This is a genomic window from Bacillus sp. JJ1533 (assembly GCF_036965045.1).
Taxonomy (GTDB): domain Bacteria; phylum Bacillota; class Bacilli; order Bacillales; family Bacillaceae_L; genus Ferdinandcohnia.
In genome coordinates, this window is sequence record NZ_JBALOV010000026.1 from 101,904 (window position 1) to 116,857 (window position 14,954).

General features: G+C 37.8%; 18 protein-coding genes and 1 riboswitch. Of the genes, 15 read left to right on the plus strand and 3 right to left on the minus strand.

The genetic code is table 11. The annotated features are described in order from the left end of the window. The first annotated feature begins 6 nt into the window (after positions 1-6). From V7138_RS13775 to V7138_RS13840, 14 genes are all read left to right on the plus strand, one after another. A complete protein-coding gene (locus V7138_RS13775; protein ID WP_335398263.1) occupies positions 7-696 on the plus strand; it encodes a TenA family transcriptional regulator in 690 nt (229 codons plus the stop codon). 275 nt (positions 697-971) lie between these two features. Next, the gene (locus tag V7138_RS13780) at positions 972-3,014 is read left to right on the plus strand and encodes a transglycosylase domain-containing protein (protein ID WP_335398265.1); all 2,043 of its coding nucleotides are present in this window, start codon (positions 972-974) and stop codon (positions 3,012-3,014) included. A gap of 162 nt (positions 3,015-3,176) precedes the next feature. Further along, positions 3,177-3,722 carry an NfeD family protein gene (locus V7138_RS13785; RefSeq protein WP_335398266.1) on the plus strand — a complete coding sequence of 182 codons (546 nt, stop codon included), beginning with the start codon at positions 3,177-3,179 and terminating at the stop codon, positions 3,720-3,722. Then, complete coding sequence (locus tag V7138_RS13790) at positions 3,719-5,254, plus strand: flotillin family protein (RefSeq protein WP_335398268.1); 1,536 nt, start codon at positions 3,719-3,721, stop codon at positions 5,252-5,254. The genes V7138_RS13785 and V7138_RS13790 overlap by 4 nt, the downstream gene beginning before the upstream one ends. A gap of 164 nt (positions 5,255-5,418) precedes the next feature. Next, complete coding sequence (sigY, locus tag V7138_RS13795) at positions 5,419-5,982, plus strand: RNA polymerase sigma factor SigY (RefSeq protein WP_335398271.1); 564 nt, start codon at positions 5,419-5,421, stop codon at positions 5,980-5,982. Beyond that, the gene (locus V7138_RS13800) at positions 5,936-6,295 is read left to right on the plus strand and encodes a YxlC family protein (protein WP_335398272.1); all 360 of its coding nucleotides are present in this window, start codon (positions 5,936-5,938) and stop codon (positions 6,293-6,295) included. The genes sigY and V7138_RS13800 overlap by 47 nt, the downstream gene beginning before the upstream one ends. Next, a complete protein-coding gene (locus tag V7138_RS13805; RefSeq protein WP_335398274.1) occupies positions 6,282-6,485 on the plus strand; it encodes a sigmaY antisigma factor component in 204 nt (67 codons plus the stop codon). Before V7138_RS13800 ends, V7138_RS13805 begins: the two co-directional genes overlap by 14 nt. Then, positions 6,485-6,691 carry a hypothetical protein gene (locus tag V7138_RS13810; protein WP_335398276.1) on the plus strand — a complete coding sequence of 69 codons (207 nt, stop codon included), beginning with the start codon at positions 6,485-6,487 and terminating at the stop codon, positions 6,689-6,691. Before V7138_RS13805 ends, V7138_RS13810 begins: the two co-directional genes overlap by 1 nt. Next, complete coding sequence (locus V7138_RS13815) at positions 6,672-6,986, plus strand: YbjQ family protein (RefSeq protein ID WP_335398278.1); 315 nt, start codon at positions 6,672-6,674, stop codon at positions 6,984-6,986. The genes V7138_RS13810 and V7138_RS13815 overlap by 20 nt, the downstream gene beginning before the upstream one ends. Before the next feature lie 79 nt (positions 6,987-7,065). Next, positions 7,066-7,227: riboswitch (TPP riboswitch) on the plus strand. 95 nt (positions 7,228-7,322) lie between these two features. After that, positions 7,323-8,003 (plus strand): thiaminase II, encoded by a 681-nt coding sequence (gene tenA, locus V7138_RS13820; protein ID WP_335398280.1) that lies wholly within the window; start codon positions 7,323-7,325, stop codon positions 8,001-8,003. A gap of 25 nt (positions 8,004-8,028) precedes the next feature. Beyond that, the gene (locus V7138_RS13825) at positions 8,029-8,613 is read left to right on the plus strand and encodes an ECF transporter S component (protein ID WP_335398281.1); all 585 of its coding nucleotides are present in this window, start codon (positions 8,029-8,031) and stop codon (positions 8,611-8,613) included. Positions 8,614-8,625: 12 nt separating this feature from the next. Next, positions 8,626-10,089 (plus strand): ABC transporter ATP-binding protein, encoded by a 1,464-nt coding sequence (locus V7138_RS13830; protein ID WP_335398283.1) that lies wholly within the window; start codon positions 8,626-8,628, stop codon positions 10,087-10,089. Positions 10,090-10,109: 20 nt separating this feature from the next. Next, positions 10,110-10,880: an energy-coupling factor transporter transmembrane component T family protein gene (locus V7138_RS13835; protein ID WP_335398285.1), complete on the plus strand. Its 771-nt coding sequence runs from the start codon at positions 10,110-10,112 to the stop codon at positions 10,878-10,880. Positions 10,881-10,991: 111 nt separating this feature from the next. Next, complete coding sequence (locus tag V7138_RS13840) at positions 10,992-12,011, plus strand: thiazole biosynthesis adenylyltransferase ThiF (RefSeq protein ID WP_335398287.1); 1,020 nt, start codon at positions 10,992-10,994, stop codon at positions 12,009-12,011. A gap of 244 nt (positions 12,012-12,255) precedes the next feature. Here the strand turns inward: V7138_RS13840 and V7138_RS13845 are convergent, their stop codons facing one another. Next, on the minus strand, positions 12,256-12,648 hold the full coding sequence (locus tag V7138_RS13845; protein ID WP_335398289.1) for a globin: 393 nt from the start codon (positions 12,646-12,648) through the stop codon (positions 12,256-12,258). Between the two features lie 220 nt (positions 12,649-12,868). Between V7138_RS13845 and V7138_RS13850 the strand changes: the two genes are divergently transcribed. Continuing rightward, positions 12,869-14,137, plus strand: coding sequence for a hemolysin family protein (locus V7138_RS13850; RefSeq protein ID WP_335398291.1), 1,269 nt, complete (start codon positions 12,869-12,871; stop codon positions 14,135-14,137). Between the two features lie 61 nt (positions 14,138-14,198). Here the strand turns inward: V7138_RS13850 and V7138_RS13855 are convergent, their stop codons facing one another. Both V7138_RS13855 and V7138_RS13860 read right to left on the minus strand, forming a co-directional pair. Then, positions 14,199-14,588, minus strand: a complete 390-nt coding sequence (locus tag V7138_RS13855) for a hypothetical protein (protein WP_335398293.1) — start codon at positions 14,586-14,588, stop codon at positions 14,199-14,201. A 31-nt stretch (positions 14,589-14,619) separates the two neighbouring features. After that, positions 14,620-14,838 (minus strand): YozQ family protein, encoded by a 219-nt coding sequence (locus V7138_RS13860; RefSeq protein ID WP_335398295.1) that lies wholly within the window; start codon positions 14,836-14,838, stop codon positions 14,620-14,622. Between the last annotated feature and the right edge of the window lie 116 nt (positions 14,839-14,954).

Genomic DNA, 14,954 nt, shown 5'->3' on the forward strand with positions numbered 1-14,954 from the left:
TCTATGATGGAGAAATTTGTAGAGTTAAAGAAAGTGACAGATCGTCTGTTTCAAGAAAAGAAAATTGAAGAGCATCCTTTGTTTACAGCTTTAAGTAATGGGGAATTCTCAGAAGAACAACGAAAGGAAATTGCCCTTCAGATTTACCAGGTTGTTCTGTACTTTCCACGGTTTTTATCAGCGATTTTAACCAATATGTCAGATTACCGTATGAGAATGCCGCTTGTGGAAAATTTATTTGAAGAACATGGAAAAATGAATGAAAAATATGTGCATAGCGAGACGTATAAGGAGTTTTTACGAGGGATTGGTGTTACAGAGGATGAAATTAAAGGAAGTGTACCGAGCATTCCCGTTATGGCCTACAATCGTGGATTGACCGATTTATGTCTTCATTATCCCTATTTAGAGGGACTTGCGGCTTTAGGTGTAATCGAAGAAATTGTCGCTCGAGTGTCTCCTCTGGTTGGTCAATTTGCTAAAAGCAACTATGGAAGCGAAAACAAATCACTTGTTCATTTTACAGACCATGAGGTGCTGGATGTGCAACATGCAAATGAAATTTATGAGGAGGTTGCTCTAAGCTATGAAGGAGAACAAAAGCAAATCATTGAACGCGGATTACAATTTGGAATGTATTACCATTCAAGGATGTACACAGATATCCTGGAAGAAGTTCGTCATAAAAATAAATAAAAAATTAATATCCCCATAAAAAAGAATCCCATTCGAATTAGTATATGTAGCACTATTTTAATATGTATTTCGTGTCTAGCTCCAGCGCCTAGCCCCTCGAGGTCATAAGCCAATCCGTCAAGAAGGATAAAATGCATCCTTCTCGCCGGCTTTTCTTATGCTTGTCTGGCTTGCACAGGAAGTGCTGACATCGACGTTTGCCACAGGACGTGGCAGTTGTTAGTCGATGTTCCACTTAAATGGCGCTTGCGCATTTCATATTGGAGGGCATTTGAATGGGAAAAAATTTCATCAAGACTTTGTCAGAAGTGGGAAGAGTAAAAATCATCCTGCTGATTGGGCTGCTTTTTATTTTATTTGTAGCTATCGGACTCAACATGTATATCAATTCTCGGGATGTTAGTGCTTTAAATAATCCATTACCGGAACCAACCATTATTTACGATAAAAATGGGGAAATTGCGAGCAAAGTACCTGGACCTAAAATCGAGGGAGTCAGTTTTGAAAATATCCCCCCACATGTGATTCAAGCTGTTATTGCCATTGAGGACCGGAGATTTTACAAACATCCTGGTGTGGATTACATCGGGATCTTTCGTGCGCTTTTCCGAAATGTAAAAGCTGGTGAAATCGTAGAGGGCGGAAGTACGATTACTCAGCAATTAACGAAGAATGTATTTCTAACTCATGAACAAACATTGGAACGAAAAATAGAAGAATTCTTCCTTGCCCAGAAAATTGAACGAACTTTTTCAAAAGAGAAAATCATCGAGATGTATTTAAACCAAATCTACTTTGGTGAAGGGGCTTGGGGGATAAAAAACGCTGCAAGAACGTATTTTGGTAAAGAGGTTAAGGACTTAACGGTAAGTGAAGCTGCCATTCTTGCTGGTTTAATCAAATCACCTTCTAGAATGAATCCCTTAATTGACCAAGAAAAATCAATGAACAGAAGAGACCTAGTGCTAGCCATGATGGAGGAACAGGGATATCTTACTTCCAATCAAGTAAAGGAAGCAAAAGCACAAGAGATGGTGTTTAAGGGGCGTCAGCTTGATCCATATGAAGGAAAGTATCCATACTATGTTGACCATATTATCGAAGAAGCGATTGAAAAATATGGTCTCACACAGAATGAAGTCATGTCCGGCGGTTTAGAAATATACACAGAGCTCGATACCCACATGCAGGAATCAGTAGAAAACATCTTTAAAAATGACAGCTTATTTCCTGTTAGCCCTGAGGACCAATTGCTTCAAAGTGGTGCGATATTAGTAGATCCAAAGACTGGCGGAATCAGTGCATTAGTTGGAGGACGAGGTGAGCATGTGTTTCGAGGCTTCAATCATGCGACTCAATTACGAAGACAACCAGGCTCCACGATTAAGCCACTAGCTGTCTATACCCCAGCACTTGAGCTTGGTTACAGTATATATGATGTATTACCTGATAAACCTATGAGTTTTAATGGCTATCAGCCCTTAAATGTTTCTGGAGGATTCAAAGGTAGTGTCACCATGTATGATGCGGTAAGGGATTCTGATAATGTTCCTGCGGTATGGCTTTTAAATAAAATTGGACTGAAAACGGGAATTGATTCTGTAAAAGAATTTGGACTTCCAATTACAGAAAATGATCATAACTTATCGATTGCACTTGGCGGCCTCGATAAAGGAGTTGCTCCGATCCATATGGCCGAAGCTTTTACAACGTTTCCGAATGAAGGGAAAAAGACAAAAGCACATGCCATCTCAAAAATTGTGGATGCCAATGGCGAAATAATTGCTGAGTGGAAGGAGGAGCCTGTTCAAATTACAACCCCTGAGGTTGCGAAAAGAATGACCTTTATGCTTAAAGGTGTTGTTGAAAACGGGTCTGGTCGTCATGCTAAAATTGAAGGAAGAGAAGTTGCAGGGAAAACGGGTTCTACCCAGCTACCCTTCGATGGAGTAGAGGGAGTAAAGGATATTTGGATGGTCGGATACACTCCAGAGCTCGTTGGTGCAGTTTGGCTTGGTTATGATAAGACGGATAAAAATCATTACCTAACGAATTCAAGTGCTACGGCAGCCGCGATTTTTAGAGAAATGATTCAGCAATCCTTACGTAATGTACCGCCAAGTTCTTTTAATCTTCAAGCCTTTCCACCTCCTGTTAAAAAGCAGGAGACGGAGTGGAAGAAAAACAATGGGCAGGAAGAGAAGAAAGATCAGTGGAAAGAGACAAAAAAGAAACAGAAGGAAGAAGAGAAAAAACGGAAAAAAGAAGAGAAGGAACGGAAAAAGGAAGATAAAAAGAAAGATAAAGAGGATGACTAAGAGCAAGTCCCCTGATATGGGGGCTTGTTTTTTATGTCAAAGGCAGTCGACAACATTTTACAAAAGTTTGAAAAAAATTCATGAAAAAGTGAAACCTTTTATAAGAATGATTCGTAAATGAGAATGTAAAGAAAATTACAAAATTAAGATGGAGGTGAAGCTATGGAACTATTTGGATATGACATTCAAACTATTTATCTATTCGGCTTAATTATTAGTGGAATTGGTACCCTGCTTTTTATCCTATTTGGTGACTTTCTAGAAGGGATTTTTCCAGACAGTTTTTTGAGCCCAACACTTATGTTTTCATTCCTCACGTTTTTAAGTGCATCTGGTTACATCTTTGAAAAATTACTTTCCTTTCATAGTTTATTAATTTTTGTAATTTCACTCGTAATAGCACTAATTTTAGTTACATTGTTGAATGTTTTTATATTGATTCCATTGTCTTCAGCAGAAGAATCGATGGTCTACAGGGAAGAGGATCTGAAAGGACGAATTGGCAAGGTCATCACTTCAATCCCAGTTGATGGATTCGGTGAAGTGGTCATTGAAGGAATCAGTGGAACAATCGCGAAATCAGCAAAAAGCTTTAATAATGAACCTATCCCATACGAAGAAAAGGTTCTTATTATAGATATTAAAGAAGGCGTTGCATACGTCTTGCCTTACCAAAACATGACGATTAAAGGGGGAAGTCAATTATGACAACAGGAATTTGGATTGTAATTGGAGTTGTCGCATTTTTACTGCTAGCACTTATTGGAGTATTTGTTTCAAAGTACAAAACAGCGGGTCCTGATGAAGCACTAATTGTAACAGGGAGTTATTTAGGTGGGAAAAACGTTCATGTAGACGAGGCAGGTAACCGAATTAAGATAGTCCGTGGTGGCGGTACGTTCGTCCTTCCAGTCTTCCAACAGGCTGAGCCACTTAGTCTCTTATCTAGTAAACTGGATGTTCAAACACCGGAAGTATATACTGAGCAAGGTGTACCGGTAATGGCTGATGGTACTGCGATTATTAAAATCGGCGGATCGATTTCGGAAATTGCGACAGCTGCAGAACAATTCTTAGGAAAAAGAAAAGAAGACAGAGAGAATGAAGCAAGAGAAGTATTAGAGGGTCACCTTCGATCCATTCTCGGTTCGATGACGGTCGAGGAAATTTATAAAAATCGTGATAAGTTCTCACAAGAGGTTCAACGTGTTGCATCACAGGACTTAGCAAAGATGGGTCTTATGATTGTTTCGTTCACAATCAAGGATGTACGCGATAAGAATGGCTACCTTGATTCACTAGGTAAGCCTAGAATTGCTCAGGTAAAGCGTGACGCAGACATTGCAACAGCAGAAGCTGAAAAAGAAACAAGAATTAAACGTGCAGAAGCCGAAAAAGAGGCGCAGAAGTCTGAGTTAGAGCGCGCTACAGAGGTTGCGGAAGCAGAAAAAATCAACCAATTAAAAATTGCTGAATTCCGTAGAGAGCAAGATATTGCGAAAGCTCGTGCTGACCAAGCCTACCACCTAGAAGAAGCTAGAGCAAAGCAAGAGGTTACCGAGCAGCAAATGCAAATCCAGATCATTGAAAGACAGAAGCAAATTGAACTCGAAGAAAAAGAGATATTACGTCGTGAAAAGCAATACGATTCAGAGGTTAAGAAGAAAGCGGATGCTGATCGTTATTCAGTTGTTCAAGCAGCAGAAGCAGAAAAAGCGAAGCAATTGGCAGAAGCAGATGCTAATAAATATCGAATCGAAGCAATGGCGAAAGCGGAAGCAGAGAAGATCCGCATCGATGGTCTAGCGAGAGCAGAAGCCCAGCGTGCACAAGGGGAAGCTGAAGCAGAAATTATCCGCTTAACGGGTCTTGCCGAAGCAGAAGCAAAACAAAAAATCGCCGAAGCATTCGAGCAATATGGAAAAGCAGCAATCCTCGATATGGTTATTAAAATGCTTCCTCAATATGCGAAAGAAGTGGCTGCGCCATTATCCAATATTGATAAAATTACAGTTGTGGACACAGGAAGTAACGGGGAAAACAGCGGTGCCAATAAGGTAACAGGCTATGCAACAAACCTCATGTCCACCCTGCAGGAATCCTTAAAGGCATCTTCAGGTATTGATGTCAAAGAAATCATTGAAAACCTATCAGGAAAAGGAAATGTCCGAAACAGCATTGACAATTTAACGGAAGAATTAGCTCAATCCAGAAAGCCAGCAGCATCAGATAACGAATAATTGTGTAAGGAGAAGTCAGACCTACCTATGGTTCTGGCTTCTTTTTTGGGTTAAACTAGGGAAAATATGAACAAATTTTTATCTACAGTGAACTTTTTATCAGCCTCATTCGTATTATTTATGAAAATATAGATAACCAAAACTTCTGGGGGAGAATTCAATGCATGGATGAAAAGGAACTAATTCGCAGTGCAAAGCGTGGTGACACACTTGCGTTTGCCATGCTTTTTAAAGAGCATTATCCTTTTTTAGTTAAGTATTTAATCAAAGTTACAATGAAGCCTGATATTGCAGAGGACTTGGCACAGGAAGCCATGATGAAAAGCATGGAAAAAATCAAAATGTATAATGGTAAATCAAAATTCTCCTCATGGCTTATCACGATTGCGACTAACCTTTACATTGATGACCTTCGAAAAAAGAAGCGTGAACAAAACTATCAGCAACAGGAACAAGCATTACGTAAAATGAAGTGGCAATTTGAAAACCAGTCAGAGGATTGGAATGATGTTCTTAACGCGTTAGGTAGGCTTTCTGATGAAATTCGGATTCCAATTGTTCTTAAACATTACTATGGGTATTCGTATGAAGAAATAGCGGATATGCTTCATATCGCCATCGGAACTGTGAAATCAAGAATACATAATGGAATTCAAACAGTAAGAAAGGAGTTGAGACCCAATGAAGAAAAACAAACTAGTCCTTCTAAAGAACGAACCACGACATGAAGAAGATATCGAAACAATTCAAGAAATAAATGAAGCTCTTACTAGAATAGATCATCATTACCCGGTTTTCACTCCTGATCTACAAGTATTTGAACAAATGGTTGTAGTTGAACAACAAAAGCAAAAGAAGAAATTTAGACGAGATTTAACCGCATTTATTTTGGTTGCTTTATTCTTGATGACATGTTTAATAACTGCATTCTTCCAACTGCCGCTTGTATTCATCATCATCCAAGGTATTGCAACAATTAGCTTGCCAGTGTATAGTTTCTTTCGTTATCGAAAACGGGTGATTGTCCATGAATACGAATAATACCCTTCTTTTTTTAGTAGTTGTGATTATCGTACTTATTCAAGGTTTATGGTTATTTTTAGATGCGAGAAAGCGGGGCCATAATTATTGGTTTTGGGGAATATGGGGATTAATCCAAACGCCACTACCACTTATCTTTTATCTCATATTTGCAAGGAAAATTTATCGACGCGGAGCAGGTAGGTACTGATGGGGAATGTTGCGAAATATATTGTATTGATGATAGCCGTTGTTGGACAAATCATTGGAATTGTATTTTTATTTATTGATATTTCAAAGGCGCTGACGTTCTATGCGTTTTACATGGTTGCCATTGTTCTATTATTTGCATTATTAGTGTGGGAACGAAAACGAGAGAAAGAGGAGGATGACCAGAATGATTATCGTGACTACTGATTTTGTGCCTGGTAAAGAAATAAAAGAATTAAAAGGGTTTGTAAGAGGTGCTACGGTTCAGTCCAAGCATATTGGTAAAGATATTATGGCAGGACTAAAAACGATTGTTGGTGGAGAAATTTCCGATTACACTGAAATGCTGGAAGAAGCCCGTCAAAAGGCAATTGGCCGAATGGCAGATGACGCGAAGGCAAAGGGGGCCAATGCAGTTATCGCGATGCGTCTACAAACCTCATCTGTTATGCAAAATGCATCTGAAATTATTGCATATGGAACAGCAGTTTATGTAGAGTAAAAAGTAAACCTTAAAAAAAGTCTTGATAATTATTTCCAACATGCTATGATTGGAAATAAGAAAATTGCATAAAAAATTGTAATTCCACTAGGGGTGCCTTTAAAAAGTATATGTATTGATAGGTTAATACCTATAAAACGTTTACTGTAAGGCTGAGATTGAGGATTGATTTATCATAACCTCGAGACCCTTAGAACCTGATCTGGTTGATACCAGCGTAGGGAAGTGGGGAACGGTCTTTTTGTATTTTTATGAAAAAATCCAAACCACTTTCTTTACGTTGCTAAAGAAGGTGGTTTTTTATTTTGCAAATAAGTAAAGGGAGGAAAAATAAACATGTTATTTTCAGAAGAAATTCGTAAAAAGGCAAACGACATTTGGGAGGCAAGCTTTGATCATCCATTTGTCAAAGGGATTGGAGACGGTACATTACCAATTAAGTGTTTCCGCTACTATGTCTTGCAGGATGCCTATTACTTAACTCATTTTGCAAAAGTACAGTCTTTAGGTGCAGCAAAGGCAGAGGATTTACATACGACAAACCGGCTAGCTATTCATGCTCAAGGAACTTACGAGGCCGAACTAGCGCTGCATAAAAGTTTTTCGGAAAGACTTGGGATTACGGAGGAAGAAAGAAAAAACTTCAAACCCGCACCGACAGCATATGCATATACATCACACTTGTATCGAGCCGCTTATTCTGGTCATTTAGGTGATATAATTGCTGCCTTATTGCCTTGTTATTGGCTATATTATGAAATTGGTGAAAGACTTAAAGATTGCAAACCAGAAGAACCGATTTACCAGGAGTGGATTGCGGCGTATGGTGGGGATTGGTTTAAAGAACTAGTTGAAGAACAGATTGATAGAGTAAATGAATTAGCAGAAAAAGCAACGCAAGCCGACCGTGACCGCATGAAAGAACATTTTATGATTAGTAGTCAATACGAATATTCATTTTGGGAAATGGCATACCAATTAGAGAACTGGCCTGTTCAACCAAAACTGTCTGTATGAACGAAGGAAAAGAGGAGAGGTATTAATGAGCAAAGGATTAAAACTAACTGATATTTTGGTTACGATCGTAATAGCCATTGCATTCGGAATTGTTTATATTGTTTGGGGTTCTTTATATTATGTTGTAAAGCCAATTGGACTACATGCCGATCAGTTAATATATGGAATGTGGTTTATAGCAGCGACTGTTGCGTATCTTGTGATTCGTAAACCTGGTGTTGCATTACTGGCGGAAATTGCAGCTGCCTCAGGTGAGTTTATTTTAGGGTCTCCATGGGGCCTAACCGTTCTGCTGTACGGTGTTGTACAGGGGCTGTTTGCTGAAGCAGTGTTTATGCTTTTTCGATATAAAAAATTTAATCTTGCTGTGGTCGTCTTGGCTGCTATAGCTTCTTGTTTAGGGTCAGTAATAATGGATTTTGCATATGGAGAAATTGGTGACTTAGCTGCCTGGAATCTCATTTTATTCCTAGTTGCTAGATTCGTAGGTTCCATCTTGTTTGCCGGTGTATTTGCTTACTATCTAGTAAGTGCCTTGGAAATGACAGGAGTAACAAAACTTGTGCGCCCACTATCCAGCAGTGATTTTGATGCACTAGATCAAAAATAAAAGGGGTCGAACATGGAATCAATTGCCTTTGTAGAAAACCTTCGTTTAACATTTCCTGGAGATAAGTCCTTGCTTTTTAAGGACTTATCTTGCCATATTAAAAAAGGAGAGAAGATATTAATTCTAGGACCTTCAGGATGTGGGAAATCGACAATCCTTCAAGTATTAAGCGGGATTATTCCAAACTCAATAGAATTGCCAATGAAGGTAAATAAGTTACAGATTCCCGAAGAATGGGGCTATGTTTTTCAGGATCCTGATTCACAGTTTTGCATGCCTTATGTCGATGAAGAACTTGCATTTGTCTTAGAAAATCTACAAATTCCTAGGGACCAAATGGATGAACGGATAAAAAGTCTCTTAGATCAAGTTGGATTAGATTTAGATGACATCCACACAAACATCCAAACCTTGTCTGGAGGAATGAAACAACGTTTAGCCATAGCCTCTGTATTGGCATTAGAGCCAGATGTATTATTTTTAGATGAGCCTTCATCCATGCTTGATCCAATTGGGACAAAGGAAATTTGGGAGGTTATAAAAAACGTAGTGGAGGATAAAACAGTAGTCATCGTAGAGCACAAGCTGGACCACGTCCTTCCAATTGTTGATCGAATTATCCTTTTCAATGAATCTGGAGAAATCATTGCTGATGGATCTAAAGCTGAAATTTTTTCTAGTTATAAAACGCTCATCAAAGAGGAAGGTATTTGGTATCCCGGGGTCTGGGAACACTTTGTTCAAGACTTTAAATGGATGGAATATGTAAATACAGAAGGTCTTAATCCTCCATCTATTCGCCTTGAGGAGTTTAAGGGATATAGACAGAAAAAGGAAAAAATATATGTTAACGATGTTCAAGTTCATGAAGGAGAGTGGATTGTGGTCAAGGGGAGAAACGGTGCTGGGAAAAGTACCCTGCTTCACTCCCTAATGCAATTCATACAAACAAAAGGTCACTATTCATTATTTGGAGAAGTAGTTACAGCTTCAAAAAAGCTCAATCAACTCATGACCTTTGTTTTTCAAAACCCTGAGCTTCAATTTGTAACAAACTCTGTTTATGAGGAAATTGCGTATTCGTTAAGAATTGATAAACGAAATGAACTAGTAATATCTGAGACAGTAGAGGAACTACTTCGAAACTTTCACCTCATAGAGCATCAAAACAAACATCCCTACCAGTTATCTATGGGACAAAAAAGAAGATTAAGTGTAGCAGCCTCAATTGTAAGAGGACAGGAAATTCTTCTACTAGATGAGCCAACATTTGGACTTGACTCAAAAAATACGTTTGCACTTCTTACTTTACTAGAAGGTTTTAGACAAAAGAACAAGACGATCATTATGGTTACTCATGATGAAAAAATTGAAGAGTATTTTGCGACTAGAAGTTGGACAATTGAGAATGGGAGATTAATAAAAGATCAATTGTTAAATCAGGCAAAAGTAAATCTTAGCCTCGTGCAAGTGTAATAAGGGAAAGGAATTTACTCATGGAAATTTTAAGTAAAGATACATGGCTATATCGAATAAATCCAAGTATAAAGCTGTTCGTACTAGTCAGTTTATGTATTGCAGTATTATTCATTGATACTCTTCATCTACTTATTCATACCTCATTGGTCGTATTTATCTTATTTTTTGGATTCACAGGACATTCATTTAAACGAATCATTTTATTTACTTTACCATTTTTGCTTATTTTTCTCTCAACCCCATCATCTATGATTCTATTTGGTAAAGGCGAGACGGTACTTTTTAAGTGGGGACTAATTACAATATCAGAGGAAAGCATTTATAAAGGATTAGTTGTTGGTTTTAGAGGAATTATTTTTGCGGGTCTAGGCTTAACGTTCGCTTTAACTACACGGCCCGTTTTTCTTTTTTATTCGTTGATGCAGCAACTAAAGTTGCCACCTAAATATGCATATAGCTTTATGGCTGGATTACGATTGATTCCCATTATGATGGAGGAGTTCCAAACGATTCAAAATGCATTGCGCGTTCGAGGGATTGAACACCAAAAAGGGATTCGCTCTATCTTATTTAAACTAAAAGCATATTCTATTCCGTTATTATCACAAAGTATTAGGCGTGCACATCGGATTGCAGTTGCAATGGAGGCAAAGCGCTTTTCGAACCAAAAAAATCGTACCTTTTACTATGAACTGACTCTTTCTAAGTATGATTTGATTTTTATTCTTTATTTCGTGATTATGTTAAGTCTTGGCTATTATCTCTCTTGTCCATTATTTTTAATTTAGAAGTCCCGTTACTACATGGAAAGGAACTAGATGTGTTACGATAATTTCAAGCTAAAGATAAAGAACATTATATTGGGAATTACAGGAGTTTGAAGGAAGGAATGATATGGGGTGACTGAACGCTACTCTAGGCAAGAGTTATTTAGCCCAATTGGAATAACAGGGCAAAAGAAGATTAGAAATAAACATGTTTTAATTGTAGGTGCTGGTGCACTTGGTACGGGAAGCGCTGAGGGACTTGTGCGTGCCGGAATTGGGAAGTTGACAATCGTGGACCGCGACTATGTAGAATGGACAAATTTACAAAGACAGCAATTATATAGTGAAGAAGATGCAGCCAATCGTTTACCAAAGGCAGTTGCGGCAAAACAACGCTTGGAAAAAATAAATTCAGAGGTCGATATCCAGGCCCATGTCATGGATGTTTCCATTCAGGAGATTGAAAATATTATTGAGGGTGTAGATTTAATCATTGATGCATCAGACAATTTTGATATTCGAATGCTTGTAAATGATGCCTCGCAAAAATATAATATCCCATGGATTTATGGAGCATGTGTTGGGAGCTATGGGATTAGCTATTGTATTCTTCCAGGGAAGACACCGTGTCTACACTGCTTACTAGAAACGATACCAATGGGAGGACTTACTTGTGATACGGTTGGAATCATCAGTCCAGCTGTTCAAATGGTGGTTGCCTATCAAGTTACAGAGGCTCTCAAATTATTGGTTGAAGATTACGATGCACTCCGCAATAAATTAGTTTCATTTGATTTATGGAAAAATCAACATACAGCGATTAAGGTTGATCGCGTGAAAAAAGAAGGCTGTCTTTCTTGTGGAACTAATCCAACCTATCCTTTTTTATCTTTCGAGAATCAAACCAAGTCTGCCGTTTTATGTGGCAGGGATTCTGTTCAAATACGACCAAGTGAAAGAATGGAGAGAGATTTAGAGGCTCTTGCAGAATTATTAACTGTCCAAGGTGGTAAAGTCGAAAAGAATCCATACCTACTATCATTTACAAAAGGAACAAACAGAATGGTTGTTTTCAGAGATGGACGTGTTCTTATTCATGGAACAAAGGATCTATCAGAGGCTAGGAGTCTGTATCATCGATATTTAGGATGATAAAAATTAAAATTCACAAAATGTTCATTCATTTGACAAAAAACTGCCTAAAAACTGAACCTGACTTTTGCGCATTTGATGATACTCTAATACTAAAGAATAGATAATGGGGGAGTCATTATGGACGAATTATCCGTTACATTTAACATTGCAGCTGCTTTAGTATTAGTGTTTTTTATCGGTACCATTATTATCGAATCATAAAAAAAATCCACGAGAAAATCGTGGATTTTTTTTATGAGATTTATTCGTCTTCATCTGGTGTATTAACCATGATACCTGCTACTTGTTGAAGACGAGCATAGAAGGCTTGAGCAGCATCACCAGTAAGACCAGTTTCCTCGAATGCTTCTTTCATACAACGAAGCCAAGCACGCGCGCGTGTTGGTGTGACCTCAAAAGGCATGTGACGATATCTCATTGCCGGAGGTCCAAATTCGTTGCTATATAATGTAGGTCCACCGGTAAATTGGGTTAAGAACATATATTGCTTTCTTTTAATCTCATCCATATCACCTTCGAACAAAGGGGCTAAATCAGGATCAGCATAAACCTTCGGATAAAATGTATTCACTAAATGTTGGATGGTATCTGCACCACCGATTTCTTCATATAACGTATTGAGTTTAAAGTCCATATGATCACCGCCGCTTAATTTTTACTTATAAGTACTATATCAATACTAAAAATAGCCTGGTGTGATTAATATCACACTTATAGATAATCATTCCCATATAAAAGAATGTTTGCTATTATAAAAATAATCTATATTATTTTTAAAAATTTTGACTTATATCTTGTTGTCTCCATCTTAAACAAAAACAAAGTTAATTACAAATTAGGAGTGTGAAATTTACGTGGACGATTTGCCACTGAGTACCATTACATTGTTGCTCGTTTTAATCATGTTATCAGCGTTTTTCTCTGCAAGTGAAACTGCCTATTCAAGTGTAAACCGAATAAGACTAAAAAATTATGTGGATGAAAAACGACGTGGAAGTAAGAAAGCATTATATATTACGGAGCACTTTGATAACGCCTTGTCAACAATATTAGTTGGAAATAATATCGTTAATATCGCTGCTGCATCAATAGCTTCAAAGCTTGCTTTAGATATTCTTGGTGGGAATACTGGACTTGTTATTAGTACATTTGTGATGACATTGCTGATTTTAGTATTTGGAGAGGTCCTCCCAAAATCATTCGCTAAAGAAAATGCAGAAAACTACTCATTGCGAGTCTCAGGAATATTATATTTATTAATGAAGCTACTCACACCAATTACTTATTTACTTGGATTACTAAAATCATCAGCAGCCCAACTTATAAAAAGTAATGATGATACTCCATCTTTTACTGAAGAAGAAATCAAAGTAATGGTTGATTTGAGTGAAGAAGAAGGAGTTATTGATAACAAAGAAAAAGAATTAGTACATCGATCCCTTGATTTCAATGATATTTTAGTAGGAGAAATTCTAACACCACGTATTGATATGGTTGCAGTGGAAGTCAATGAACCGATTGAAAAAATACGAGATATGTTCTTAGAAGAACGTTATTCACGTGTGCCGGTCTACGAAGACAATACCGACAATATCATAGGCATTTTATCAGAGCGTGAATTTTTAAGTCTTCTGGTTCAACAAAAGAAAATAAATGTTCGTTCAATTCTTCGCAAACCATTTTTCGTTGTGGAGTCAATGAAAATCTCAACCTTGCTGCCAGAACTTCAAAAAAGCAAAACACATTTGGCAATTGTCGTTGATGAGTTCGGCGGAACATCAGGTTTAATTACATTAGAGGATATTATCGAAGAAATTGTCGGTGAGATTTGGGATGAACATGATGAAAAAATTAAATATATCACACAAATAGATGAAAATACATATGAAATAAATGCGGATATGCCACTTGATGATTTTGCGGAAATCATTGGAATCGAAGAGCCAGAAAGCTCCCACCATTCAGTTGGAGGTTGGATTTTTGAATCATTTGAAAAAATTCCAGTTTCCGGTGACACCTTTGATTATTTACATCTCACCTTAACAGTCACTGAAGTCGAAAACCGCCGCATTCGAAAAGTATATGTAGTAGTAAACCAACAAATAGTAGAAATCGAAAATTAGGATCCAGGGGGACGATTCTTATGGTGTTCAACGAAAACCAGTAGAATCGTCCCCTTGGTAATTACTGAATAATACTGGCAAGAGCAGCTGGAATAGTGACTTTGTCGTCCACTCCGTACTTCTTTTCGAATGAATGGTATTCAAAAAGAATACCATCGGGTGAGGACACTGATAAATCTAGGATATAGTCTCCATCATTGCCCTTTGTTTCGAGATAGAAGGTAGTATCCGAAACCTTTAGGTGGTAAAAGTGATACTGAAACCCAAGAAATTCTTTTGTATCGAAACTCGTATCTGGGTGGGTTGAAATATAGTGAGCTAGGTCATCTATTGTAGCCATAGGCCTTTGCAAAACAGTATTAATTTTTTCTTTTACGATTTGCGATGTATTTGAGAATGTATCTATTGCCTTCGTTGTTATACCCCGAATAAATTCATTAACTTCACTCAAATTGGATCTCTCCTAAAAGGGAATTCTAATCTTATGAATAGTAGTCCTGATAGCCTTCGTTTGAAGATTCAGTCTCTTTAACACTCTTGTTATTGAAAGGGGCTGCAATTTCACCTTCCATATAAGAATCACTTACTTGTTCATGAGTTGTCGCGAGCCCAGAGGACAATTCATCGTTCTTTCCATAATCCTCAGGTTGGTAATGTCTCGCGGCCAAGTCTTCCGTGCTGTTTTGTAATTTATCCTTCAAAGCAAACTCCTCCTAAAAATAGTATTTTCTAACTTAGTATTCCAACAACAGTATGTAATAAATCGAGACAAAAGTTGGGAAGAGTAATTTGCGTCAGTTCCCAAGTTTATGCGTCA

Excerpts from the sequence above, each read along its gene's own strand:
- V7138_RS13775 (WP_335398263.1), top strand. The coding sequence starts at position 7 with ATGGAGAAATTTGTAGAGTTAAAGAAAGTGACAGATCGTCTGTTTCAA.
- V7138_RS13780 (WP_335398265.1), top strand. The coding sequence starts at position 972 with ATGGGAAAAAATTTCATCAAGACTTTGTCAGAAGTGGGAAGAGTAAAA.
- V7138_RS13785 (WP_335398266.1), top strand. The coding sequence starts at position 3,177 with ATGGAACTATTTGGATATGACATTCAAACTATTTATCTATTCGGCTTA.
- V7138_RS13790 (WP_335398268.1), top strand. The coding sequence starts at position 3,719 with ATGACAACAGGAATTTGGATTGTAATTGGAGTTGTCGCATTTTTACTG.
- sigY (WP_335398271.1), top strand. The coding sequence starts at position 5,419 with ATGGATGAAAAGGAACTAATTCGCAGTGCAAAGCGTGGTGACACACTT.
- V7138_RS13800 (WP_335398272.1), top strand. The coding sequence starts at position 5,936 with ATGAAGAAAAACAAACTAGTCCTTCTAAAGAACGAACCACGACATGAA.
- V7138_RS13805 (WP_335398274.1), top strand. The coding sequence starts at position 6,282 with ATGAATACGAATAATACCCTTCTTTTTTTAGTAGTTGTGATTATCGTA.
- V7138_RS13810 (WP_335398276.1), top strand. The coding sequence starts at position 6,485 with ATGGGGAATGTTGCGAAATATATTGTATTGATGATAGCCGTTGTTGGA.
- V7138_RS13815 (WP_335398278.1), top strand. The coding sequence starts at position 6,672 with ATGATTATCGTGACTACTGATTTTGTGCCTGGTAAAGAAATAAAAGAA.
- tenA (WP_335398280.1), top strand. The coding sequence starts at position 7,323 with ATGTTATTTTCAGAAGAAATTCGTAAAAAGGCAAACGACATTTGGGAG.
- V7138_RS13825 (WP_335398281.1), top strand. The coding sequence starts at position 8,029 with ATGAGCAAAGGATTAAAACTAACTGATATTTTGGTTACGATCGTAATA.
- V7138_RS13830 (WP_335398283.1), top strand. The coding sequence starts at position 8,626 with ATGGAATCAATTGCCTTTGTAGAAAACCTTCGTTTAACATTTCCTGGA.
- V7138_RS13835 (WP_335398285.1), top strand. The coding sequence starts at position 10,110 with ATGGAAATTTTAAGTAAAGATACATGGCTATATCGAATAAATCCAAGT.
- V7138_RS13845 (WP_335398289.1), bottom strand. The coding sequence starts at position 12,648 with ATGGACTTTAAACTCAATACGTTATATGAAGAAATCGGTGGTGCAGAT.